An 11,826-nucleotide genomic window follows, 5' to 3' on the forward strand; every position below is an offset into this window, starting at 1 on the left:
CGAACCGCCCTATTAGTGGCCGAATGGCCATTGGGCCATTCACCGACCCACCGGCCTGCCCGTCCGGAACTGCTTTTGGCTACCGCAACCACCCGATACTTTTGGTGCATCAAGCATTCAATCCGGTTCGGAAACCACAAAATAAGTACCCAGTGAAGACATTACTCCTTTCTCTACTTGCCATTTTTACCTTTCAGTTGTCTGCGCAGGAAGCCAGTGTTCATGGGATGGTGTCGGAAGAATCCGGCACCCCGCTGCCCTACGTCAACGTTCTCCTGTGGGCGCTGCCGGATTCCACTTTCGCCAAGGCTGCCGTCACGGAAAGCGATGGGCGTTTCTTGCTCAACGGTCTGCCCGGCGGAGCGTACTACCTCGAGGTTTCGGGCCTTGGATACACGACGTACCGACAGGACCTTGATCTTACTACTGAACCATTGCACCTGCGCCCCGTCGCCCTGAAAACAAACGCCCTGGCCCTGGAAGGAGTAGAAGTGGTAGCCGAAAGGCGCCTGGTGGAAGTACTGCCCGACAAAACTGTATTCAACGTCGACAAGGTCATCGCGGCTACCGGAACCTCGGCCTGGGAACTGCTGCGCAAGGCCCCCGGGGTAATTATCGACAACGCCGGAGGCATCATCCTGGAGGGGAAGGGGGGCGTCCAGATCCTCATCAACGGTAAGGATTCCCCCTTGCGCGGCGAAGACCTGCGGGCTTACCTGGAGACCCTCCAGGCCAGCGATATCGACAACATCGAACTCATTGCACAGCCATCTTCCCGTTATGACGCGGCGGGCAGCGGTGGGATTATTAACCTGGTGCTGAAAAAAGACAAGCGTTTGGGAACCAACGGGTCGGTAAGTGCCAGCGCCACCTCCGGCGATTACGTACGGGGTAACTCATCCGTCAACCTCAACCACCGGGGTAAAAAGGACAATCTTTACGGGAGTTATTCAAATCGCTTCGGCCAGGGGACCGGTTTTCTCTACCTCTTTCGCCGCCAGAACAATACCGAATTCGACGCCAGGACGAATACCGTTTACGGCTACGAAGGCCACAATGCCCGTGTGGGCTACGACCTGATCGCAACGCCCCGCAGTACCTTCGGCGTGGTCGCCAGTGCCAATATTTACGATGGTAATAACCTCAGTTATTCGCGGACGCCAATCCGACCCTTCGGAGCAACAACCAACGACCGCGTCCTCATCGCGGATAACCGTAGCGACAATGAATCCCGTAATTACACCCTCAACCTCAACTACGTCTATGCCGATACCAGCGACCATCGGCTGAATGTTGACGCCGACTACAACCGCTATCAGTCCGACGGCTACGCCTTTCAGCCGAACTTCTATTACAACGGCGACGAAACCGTCATCCTGAGCCAAAACATCACCGCACAACAAACCCCCGTGAACATTGATGCGGCCTCCCTGAAAGTTGATTACGATACACCATTTTTGAAAGGGAAACTAGGGGTAGGGGCAAAGGTCTCCAGTGTGATAACGGATAATAATTTCGGCTTCCTCACGGAGGTGGGCGGTGATCTTCGCCGGGACGTTGAACGCAGTAACCGTTTTGAATATAACGAACGCATTACTGCGGGCTACCTGAACTACCAAAGCAGCGTTGGGCAATTAGGCTACCAGATTGGTCTGCGCGTGGAGCACACTTTTTCCGACGGCGCGTTAACCGCTGGCCGGCCGACCGAAAACGACCGGGTGCAACGTAACTATACCGACTTTTTCCCCAGCGGTGGGCTCACCTATACCGTCAACCGGAAAAACCAACTGGCCCTGAATTATGGGCGCCGGGTGACCAGGCCAAACTACTCCTCCCTCAATCCTTTTGAATCCAAGATCGACGAGTTGTCTTTCCGCCGTGGTAACCCGTTCCTGCAGCCGCAGTACGCCAATAACCTGAAGCTGACCCATACTTATAATTACCGCCTGAACACCTCTCTCAGCTTCACGCGGGTAACGGATTTTTTCGCCCAGATTACCCAGGCGGAAGGGGAGGACCGGAACTTCATCAACATGCGGAACATCGCGAACCAGAGCGTGATCAACCTTGGGGTTTCCTATCCGTTCAGCCTGACGAAGTGGGCGAGCAGCTACGTGAGCGTAAACGCTTTTCAGAGCAGTTACGATTCGACCAACCCCGAGTTCGTTGCCGTGACTCAACAGACCCTGAGCTTGTATGCGCAGACTACTTTTAAACTCCCCGGTGCTTTCTCCTTTGAAGTCAGCGGATGGTACAGTTCTCCTTCGGTTTGGGGTGGTACCTACGAGACCAAAAGTATGGGGTCGCTAAACCTCGCGGCTCAGCGCAAATTCCTTAAAGACCAACTGACCATCAGGATTGCTGCTAACGACGTTCTGTTCACCAGCCCCTGGGAAGGGACCACTCGTTTTGGTGCGCTTTTCATCGACGGAAGCGGTGGTGGAGATTCACGCAACGTAACCCTGAGCGCCAGCTATAATTTTGGCGGAAAGGAGGTTAAGGGCGCGCGGAAGCGGGACAGTGGATTAGAGGAAGAGGCGGGACGAATGTAGGCGAGAAGTCCACACACCTAAAAGTCATTTTCCTGAAGCCCGGGCAGGAAGGAATCCTCTTACTTCTCCAGGACGTTACATCCATTGCCTTCCAATTTGTCTGTATCCAGCGAGCAGGATCGGAACGGTCAAATTTCCTGCTTGTCCTGCCGGTTTAATTCGTGTTGGATTGCTAATCCATATAAAAATCTCCAGATCTTGTAGTGGGCCCCTACCTTTATCCCATGTCCCGTTACCTACCTCTGCTCCTAACTCTCCTTCTTTGCACCTGCGACCCCGCCCCGAATAGTCAAATAGTTGAACCGGAACTGGGGGCTGCTTTTCCTATAGCCATTCCCCCACCTCCACCTCCCCCGGCACCGGTCTTCGATTACGATACTACCCAATGGACTGAAATGACCCGCCTGGATTCCACCATCCGCCTTGATCTCCGGTACGCCACGGCCAACAACTTTATGGAGCAGGTCATCTACGACTGCGGCCGCTGTTTCTATCGCCCGCAGGTGGCACGCGCCCTGCTGAAAGTGCACCAGGACCTTAAGCCGCAAAACCTGGGCCTCAAAATGTACGATTGCTACCGCCCCGGCCCCTACCAGCAGCGCCTGTGGGACGTCTTGCCCGATCCCCGCTACGTTGCCAATCCCAAACGAGGGAGCCTCCATAGCCGCGGCGCCGCCGCAGACCTCACCATCGTTCATCTCGACTCCGGCGAGGAACTCGACATGGGTACCCCCTATGACTTCTTCGGCGAAGAAGCCTACACCACTACCACCAACTTACCGACCGATGTGCTGGCCAACCGCGCCCTGTTCCAGCAAGCCATGCGCAAACGGGGCTTCCTCACCATACGCACAGAATGGTGGCACTTTAACTTCGGCGGGCCCCGGCTGGAATTGAGCGATTGGGTGTGGGCGTGTGATTGATCCAGTTGTCGCATCGGGGTGTCAGGTTGTCAAGTTTTCAGGCTTTTGGTTGTCTTGTAGCACTTTGTACGGCGAGCGCTTGCACGTAGCCAGGAATACACGAATGAAATGAGCACTTCCTTGCGGCAGTGAAAACCCGACAACCTGACACCCCGACAACTAGAAGCAAGCCCCTTACTTCAATTATTCCGCCCATTAACGACTAAAACCTGATCCCTGGAGCAACAATTAGTCTATGTCCGGCATTTTAACGACTTTTGGAGCCTTATTTAGAATAACCCCATGTCAGTACCAAACTTTAAATCAGATGTCGAGGCCGTTGATGCCCTGGCCAAAGCTTACCAGGATCTTCGCGCCGAAATCGGCAAAGTAATCGTAGGCCAGGAAGACGTTGTCAAAAACGTCCTCATCTCTCTTTTTGCCAACGGCCACTCTCTCCTTGTAGGGGTGCCCGGACTGGCCAAAACCCTGCTGGTTTCGACCATCTCCGAAGTGCTTGACCTGGACTTCAAGCGCATCCAGTTTACGCCTGACCTGATGCCGACGGACATTACCGGTTCCGAAATCCTTAACGATCAAAAGCGTTTTGATTTCGCCAAGGGGCCGATCTTCGCCAATATTGTCCTGGCGGATGAGATCAACCGTACGCCACCTAAGACGCAGGCGGCTCTTTTGGAGGCTATGCAGGAACGGTCAGTTACCGTTAACGGTGTACGCCACCTTTTACCCGCTCCGTTTTTCGTATTGGCCACTCAGAACCCGATCGAGCAGGAAGGGACTTACCCTTTACCCGAAGCCCAGTTGGACCGTTTTATGTTCAACATACCGCTGGATTACCCTACTTATGAACAGGAGCTTGCCGTGGTGAAAAGCACGACAGGTACGGGTAAGGCTAATCTTAGTACGATCCTCACCGGAGAGCAAATTCTTTACTTCCAGCAGTTGGTCCGTAAAATCCCGGTCAGCGACAATGTGGTAGAATATGCCGTTAGCCTGGTGTCAAAAACCCGGCCGAATACCGAGCGGGCTACGGCCAACGTCAACGAATACATCAGTTGGGGAGCTGGCCCGCGGGCCAGTCAGTACCTGGTGCTGGGTGCTAAGTGTCATGCCGCTATTACTGGCAAATACAGTCCTGACATCGAGGATGTGCAGGCGATCGCTAAGTATGTCCTCCGCCACCGGATTGTCCGCAACTACAAAGCAGAAGCTGAGGGCATTACGGAAGAGCACATCATCGAAGCACTGTTTTAGACGCTGCGCTTTTACTTTAAATGATTATCAGCGGCGAAGACCTTTACTGACGCGAAGTAAGTGTACCTGTGCAGTAGTAGGGCCTGAAACCACAAGTGTGTCTAATAAAGCCGCAGGCCACCCGCCACAACTCCCTGTAGTATCATCTGTTCTATATTAGAGATCCATATAAGCGTCTCTTAGAATAGAATAACCAACGTATGACCAACCGATTCCTCAATTTCGTGTTTGCCTGTGCCCTGGGGCTGAGCTTTGCTTCCTGCAGTAGTGACATGACCAGCAACCTGAACCCGACACCGGCAGCTTTCGGTAAGATCAACAGTTTGTACGTCATTGCCGACAGTACGCTTTGGTTAACCGGCGCACGTGATTCGGTGGCTTATTTCTTCGAGTCGCCCTACATCATTTTGCCGCAGCCGGAACCCATTTTCGATGTGCGCCACCTGGAGCCCCGCAAACTGGCGGAGGAGCCTTCTTTTCAGCAATTACGTAATTACATCGTTTTGGCCGACCTGAGTGACCTCAACAGCCCGACGACTAAGATGGTCCTTGAAGATTTAAGTGATGCTAAGATCCAACAGGTCAAAGAAGAAGGGTTCGGTTCTGCCGTAGCGCGTAATAAATGGGCCACGGGTCAGCAGCTTATTTACCTGATGGGTAAAAATGAACCTGAGTTACTTGCTGGCATGAGTACGGCCTATCCCGCCGTTGTCAAAAGAGTGGCGGAACGGGAAAACGAGCGCGTTAAGGTGACCACCTATTTCCAGGGAATCAACCGAAGCCTGGGAGATACCGTGCGCATGCTCAGCGGTGCTACTCTTGATATTCCCGGGGGGTATTCCCGTGTACCGGTTAACTCAGACAACTTCGCCTGGCTCCGCAAACAGACCAGGGGAGGTAGCCTCAACATCATGGCTACCCGTATTCCCTATGAGAACCAGGAGCAACTGAGTAAGGCGGGGCTGAAGGAAATCCGGGATATGGTCGGCAAAGAATACTTTGGTTCTACCCTGGATAATACGTTCATGAAAATAAATGACGAGGACTTACCGCTTTTCGTGGAACAGATGGAGCTGAATGGCACTTACGCCCTTGAAGGTCGGGGGATATGGGAAATGGAGAATGACTTCCTGGCAGGACCCTTCGTCTCTTATCTGATTAACGATGAAAAAGGCAAGCAGTTGGTGTTGGTCGATGGCTTCGTCTTAGCTCCTGGCCGTAAAAAGCGGGAACTGATGGAAGAGCTCGTGCAAGTGCTGCAGACTGCTGTGGTGCAGTAGCGTACCGTAGCCAAAGAATCCCAATTTGTTCGAGAACAGATGATCTCGCGATGCCAACGGCGTCGCGAGATTTTTTTTAGATGAGACCAACCTCGCATCTGACGTTGGAGCTCTATATTGTAGTCTTCAACATTAGTGGTCATGAATCAAAATTTGGCCTGGCTTACACTTGACCATCGCGGCGCTGTACTTCCCAACTGAAAACCTCAGGTAGCTATGGCTATCCTCCGTTTCCAGCGGGTCGTCGAGCACCACGCTGACCGCGTCTAAGCTAAGTCCAACTTCAATTCATGACCACTAGTTATCTGGGGCTTGATTGATCATTGTGACCGGTTAAGTGAATTAATAAGTTGTTACTGGTCTTTTGATCTCCTGCCCAAAACCTTTCTATTAACACTAAAACTAAATCATGCGTCTTACACTACTCTCTTTGCTGCTTATTGCGGCGATTAATCTAACGGGGCAATCAGAAAATCAGGGTAAATTTTATCTTTCTGGAAATACCTCTTTCAACTACGCCAATAATTTTCAGGGTACCTACGAACAGGCCAGTTTCGAATCCACCTACTTAGGTTTTTTCCTGACCAACAAACTTCTGGTTGGTGCGGAAGTTATTGCAGGTACAGACGAAGACCTGTACGATGACAGTCCGTTTGTCATTAGCCCTTTCGTACGCTATTACTTACCCATTAACCGGGTAAAGAATACGCAATTTTTCGCTGAAGTTGGCTTCGGTACCTTCGGTAATTTTGGCTTTGGATCGAGCTTTGAAACGGATTTTCATTTTGGGGTCGGTGCTGAACGAAACTTTGGCGACGGGGTGGTAGGTACCGCCCGCCTGCGGTACAAGGCCAATTCTTCAGGGCTGAACTATACGGAGCTGGACCTTGGCCTGAATTTTATGCTGGGAGGTAAACAAGCGTGGGATGGCGCTGCGTTTCGGAAGCAGGGTGCATTCCTTGTTGATCCTACTATAGGAAGTATTGGTTTTGGCCACCGTAGCCGTGGCAACCTTCGGGATTTACGCCTAAATCTGAACATAGGACTAGGGTATTTCATGACAAAGAATTTGTTGGTGGAGGCAGGATATAACGTCGAGACAATTGATGTCGATAGAGACGGGGTAGGTTTCCAGGAATTTAATTCCAGGGATTGGCAAGCATATCTGGGCCTACGGTACTTCCTCCCAACTGCAACCCGCAGATGGCAACCCTTTGTCCTGGCACGTGCCGGTTGGGCGGGTGCTTCCTCAGGGTTTGATGATCCAACTTTCGGCCCACAGTCCAATAGCGAGAATAGCGGCTTTTCGGAATTAGGCGCAGGAACGCTCTATATGCTGACGAAGAAAGCGGCCCTCGACGTTAGTCTGCGCTATCAGTCCGAAGGACTGGATGCGCCAGCAGGCAGCCCCAATGCTATGGTGGGTTCCGTCGGGCTAAAGGTTTTCCTGGGAGGCAAATAAATTTTCACCTAAAACACCACATCCTATGCAACGTATTACAATCCTGTTTTTCGTATTGTTTTCCTGTACCCTCCACGCACAGTATGAGCAGGGTAACTGGTACCTGAGTGGCAACTCTGTTCTTGACGCTGGCAACCAGACTACGGTAGCAGGCAGCAGTTTCCTGCCAGAGTCCGCCAGTCGTTCGGGTTACTTTCTGTTCGACCGTTTACTCGTAGGGGGAAACGTATTGAATCCCGCTGCTTTTGTTCGTTACTACCAACCCTTAAAGTCGCAGGGTAAATTATCCGCTTTTGCGGAGTTGAATGTAGCCGCAGTTTTAGGCCGAAGAGGGACCACTACTTTCCAACCAGCCATTGGGCTGGAGTACCAGCTGGCGCCAGAAGTTCTGCTCTCTGCTACACTACAGTATTCCGTTGAAGTGGACCCTGCTAACAGTCTCTCCCTGCAATTTGGGGTCAACACATTTATTGGCCGTGGTGGTTTGGCTCCCGGCCAAAATCTGCTCCGCAAGGGCGCATTGTTCATCGATCCCAACATCGGGAGCATCACCTTTGGTAACAGGAGTTTTGGGAATGGTAACATCAACTGGTTGGGTGTAGACTTACACTTCGGTGGCGGGCTGATGTTGACGGACCGGATTAGCCTGGATGGTAGTATCTCTGCCAGCAACTATAATTCGGAGTCCGATTTTTCTAATTCGGCGACACTGTTCACTGCGACCGAGGTAGCTGCCGATATCGGCTTACGCTATTTCGTTACCGGAAAGGGTAAATTTCGCCCCTATATCAGTGGTGGTCTTAGCAGCCGTTACTTTTTCCGCGTTGCCAAATATGAAACGCCGGGACGGCCTGACGATACATCAAACGATTTCGATTTTAATCCCTACCTCAAACTTGGCACCCTGTTTTTCCTAAGCGACAAAGTAGCTCTGGACGCTGGTGTGGAGTACAACTTCCGGGATAATAACAATGACGGAGCATTTAACTCCAAAATGGGTTTAGGCGTGGGCCTGAAAATTTTTCTGGGAGGAGGGAAGAAGCCTTGATGGGAAAAACCAGCCATTTGAACCCAAACACAAGATTATTGATCTAAACCTATAATTTCAATGAAATACTTGTCCACACTTCTGCTATTCATTCTTTCCTTTGGTCCCTGTCCGCAGCCCTTAAATCAGGCTTTATATACAATTTCAACGAACGCGTGGCATTGGACTTTCACCTAGGATACAATCCGTACCTCAGTGGAAGTGTGAACCAGCCAGTGTTTTCCGGGGGAATAGGCCTGAAGGTGTTTTTGGGGAAAAATTAATTTTTGGCGCGGTCGCAGGTGCAAGGTGAGGTTAGGGGGCAGTATTTAGCGGTCAGGTTTCAGAATTCAGCCATTCTATAAGTGTACTGAATCCTGAGACCTGATCCCTGAAGGCTAAATCCTGATCCCTGATTACTACCCAACCCCTACCACCTCCACATAAAACATCAGCTCACTGTTGCCGGGGATGTTACCCTTTTTTGCGTTCCCGTAGCCCAGTTTTGGCGGGATGAACAGGGTAGCTTCGTCCCCTACCCGGAGTAGATCGATGCCTTCGTCCCATCCGGCAATGACCTCCCCGATACCGAGGCGAAAGCGAAAGGACCGGCCTTTAGTGAGGGAGTCATCAAAGAGAGTCCCGTCACTGACCAACAAGCCGAGATAGTTGACCTTTACCGCCTGGCCAGGCTTCGGGCGCGGCCCGTCGCCCTGCTCATGAACGATGTAACCCAGGCCGGAGGCCGTCCGCTTAGGGTCAATTTCGAAATCTAGGTATTGCTGTAGGGTTTCCTTAGCAAAGGCCAGGCGGTCAGCAGCGTAAGCCTTTTGTTTAGCCTTAGACATTTTTTTCATCGGTAATAACATTGTTTTATCCCTTGCTCTTATACCGTCATCTGCACCTGCGGCCGCGGCTGATAAGAGAGGTGGGAATGCCGCAAGATAATCTTCCTTTCAAACAAGCTCCAAAACGACACCGGCCCCCAGCATGACTGCTGGAGGCCGGCGCCGAAAATTCTTAAGCAGTTGATTAGCCGCCGAAACGCCAGCCGGCAATGATGCCAAGTCGGAAATCCAGACCAGAAACGGCCTCGAAGATGGCTTCAAACTCTTCGTCATCGTCGCTGCCGCCAAATACGGTGCCACGGCCGAGACCCATGTTGAGTTCGAACATAAAACCGCTGTCGGTCACCCATTTGTTGCCGAAAAGAATGCCCAGGGCACCGCGCGTAGCATCGGTTTCAGTATCGTCACCTTTGTCGTTTGCCGTTACGAAAGTTAACTTACCGTAGCCGCCAACAAAAAATTTATCCGCACCACGATTGGGGTTCAGGTAGTAGCGGAATTCAGGAATGAGGCGAAGGTTGGTATACTTAAAGTTATCACTGCCAAAGTCGTTGGCTGCATAGCCGATCCCGCCGGAAAGGGAAGTGTTTTCACTAAGCGAAAAATCTGCAGCAACGCCGATGCCTCCGAAAATTAGGGATCCGACGTTAAGCTTAGCATCCACCTGAGCGGAAAGGGAAAGGGAGAATACCGCCAGGAGGCAGGTAAGGAAAAGGGTACGCATAGTACGGTGGTTTAGGTTAAGAGGTAATATGGGTTGTTAGAAATTGACAGCGATCTAAGAAGTGATTGATGTCTTTAGGTGCAAGATACGCCATACAATTGATTCAGTGTAACTTTAATGGAAATATAAAACTTGTTTTTAATCTAAAAAGTTACACATGTGTTAAGGCGCTATTCCCCTTTCTATTATTAGAAATGGCTGATTTGTTGTTGTTTATCAAACGGTTTCTTATTTGCAAATGCCTGTTCTAATTAAGACTTCCACGGCAACTTTAATTTGGTCTTAACTTAACCATTCTTGCTTCATTTGTGCCGGAACAATGGATGCATTGCTACCTTCGCCTATATGGCGCTCGAACCCCTGCAACTTTCCGACGATTTCAATTACGCCCTCGAGCGGATGGAATCCGGTGATCACCTGTTCATTACCGGCAGGGCAGGGACGGGAAAATCTACCCTGCTACAGATCTTCCGTCGCAGCACTACCAGAAATGTAGTGGTACTCGCGCCAACGGGCGTTGCCGCGTTGAACGTCCATGGCCAGACCATCCACAGTCTTTTCGGGTTTCCTCCCAGGCTGATCCTTCCGGAAAATGTACGCCCCAATCGCCGTTATAAACGGCTGTTTGAAAACCTGGAGGTACTCATCATCGATGAAATAAGTATGGTGCGGGCGGATGTGATGGAGGCCATCGACCTCGCCCTGAAAATGAACCGGAACAGCCAGCGTCCCTTTGGTGGTGTGCAGATTATCCTGTTTGGCGATTTATACCAGTTACCTCCCATCGTCAGCAGCCAGGAGGAAAAGATGTACTTCAGCCAGCGGTACGCCAGTGCTTACTTTTTTAGTGCTGACTGCCTGGATTTGATTGACCTGGAAATGATCGAATTACGCCAGGTCTACCGGCAAGACAGTCGGCACTTTCTGCGCTTACTGGACGCCATCCGGAACGCAACGGTCGATTACGATGAGCTGGAGTCGCTCAACGAACGGCATGTCCCCGACTTTGTCCCGGAAGAAGGAGAGAACTACCTGACCCTTGCGGCACGTAACGCCACCGTTAATGGCATCAACGCAAAGAAACTGACGGAGAACACGAACCCGGAAATCCTCTACCTGGCACAAGTGAAGGGGGCGTTCCATGAAAACCTTTTTCCAGTGCCGGCGGCACTGAAGTTGAAGGTTGGCGCTCAGGTGATGACGGTGCGTAATGATAATGATAAGAAGTACGTGAACGGTACCATTGGTACCGTGGTGGAATGCAAGACGGAGTCGGTGATCATCCTGGTGTCTGAAGACGGCAAGCCCCGAACGATAGAAGTTGGCTACGAGGAATGGGATGTAATCCGCTACACTGCTACCGGGACGTTGGAGGACACGAAGATCGGCACCGAGACCCTGGGGACTTACAAGCAGCTGCCCGTTCGTTTGGCCTGGGCCGTTACCATTCATAAGTCTCAGGGGAAAACCTTTGATAAAATTATTGTTGACCTCGGTCGCGGTGCCTTTGAGCACGGACAAACCTACGTGGCGCTGTCGCGCTGCACCACCTTGCAGGGCATCGTACTGCGCAACCCACTTACCCCGCGCGACGTGATGGTGGATCCGGCAGTGGTGGAGTTTTATGAGGGGATGCGGTAGGGAAATACGAATACCCTTAGTTCCCCCACGCTTACTAGCCCAACCCCCACACCCCCTAATTCAACAAAAAACAGGCCATCTCATCCCCGTGCTTTGTGGTATCACAAAACCATAA

General features: G+C 51.6%; 9 protein-coding genes. 7 read left to right on the forward strand and 2 right to left on the reverse strand.

Annotation, left to right across the window (positions count from 1 at the left end; all coding sequences use genetic code 11):
• Nucleotides 1–152 precede the first annotated feature (152 nt).
• From B036_RS0115150 to B036_RS0115175, 6 genes are all read left to right on the forward strand, one after another.
• Nucleotides 153–2,552 (forward strand): TonB-dependent receptor domain-containing protein, encoded by a 2,400-nt coding sequence (locus B036_RS0115150; protein WP_044102878.1) that lies wholly within the window; start codon nt 153–155, stop codon nt 2,550–2,552.
• 224 nt (nt 2,553–2,776) lie between these two features.
• Complete coding sequence (locus tag B036_RS0115155; RefSeq protein ID WP_157472172.1) at nt 2,777–3,475, forward strand: M15 family metallopeptidase; 699 nt, start codon at nt 2,777–2,779, stop codon at nt 3,473–3,475.
• Between the two features lie 282 nt (nt 3,476–3,757).
• Entirely contained in the window at nt 3,758–4,729 is a 972-nt protein-coding gene (locus tag B036_RS0115160) for an AAA family ATPase (RefSeq protein WP_020569582.1), read from the forward strand.
• Nucleotides 4,730–4,929: 200 nt separating this feature from the next.
• Nucleotides 4,930–6,009: a DUF4837 family protein gene (locus B036_RS0115165; RefSeq protein ID WP_020569583.1), complete on the forward strand. Its 1,080-nt coding sequence runs from the start codon at nt 4,930–4,932 to the stop codon at nt 6,007–6,009.
• A gap of 409 nt (nt 6,010–6,418) precedes the next feature.
• A complete protein-coding gene (locus B036_RS0115170) occupies nt 6,419–7,471 on the forward strand; it encodes an outer membrane beta-barrel protein (RefSeq protein ID WP_020569584.1) in 1,053 nt (350 codons plus the stop codon).
• Nucleotides 7,472–7,496: 25 nt separating this feature from the next.
• Complete coding sequence (locus B036_RS0115175) at nt 7,497–8,519, forward strand: outer membrane beta-barrel protein (protein WP_020569585.1); 1,023 nt, start codon at nt 7,497–7,499, stop codon at nt 8,517–8,519.
• A gap of 398 nt (nt 8,520–8,917) precedes the next feature.
• Here B036_RS0115175 and B036_RS0115180 read toward each other — a convergent pair whose 3' ends face one another.
• Nucleotides 8,918–9,346, reverse strand: a complete 429-nt coding sequence (locus tag B036_RS0115180) for an FKBP-type peptidyl-prolyl cis-trans isomerase (RefSeq protein WP_245557476.1) — start codon at nt 9,344–9,346, stop codon at nt 8,918–8,920.
• A 184-nt stretch (nt 9,347–9,530) separates the two neighbouring features.
• A complete protein-coding gene (locus B036_RS0115185) occupies nt 9,531–10,070 on the reverse strand; it encodes a DUF3575 domain-containing protein (protein WP_020569587.1) in 540 nt (179 codons plus the stop codon).
• 345 nt (nt 10,071–10,415) lie between these two features.
• Here B036_RS0115185 and B036_RS0115190 point away from each other — a divergent pair, with 345 nt between their 5' ends.
• Complete coding sequence (locus B036_RS0115190) at nt 10,416–11,711, forward strand: ATP-dependent DNA helicase (protein ID WP_020569588.1); 1,296 nt, start codon at nt 10,416–10,418, stop codon at nt 11,709–11,711.
• The last annotated feature ends 115 nt before the right edge of the window (nt 11,712–11,826 follow it).

This window comes from Neolewinella persica DSM 23188, from assembly GCF_000373105.1.
In the GTDB taxonomy this organism is placed as follows: Bacteria; Bacteroidota; Bacteroidia; order Chitinophagales; family Saprospiraceae; genus Neolewinella; species Neolewinella persica.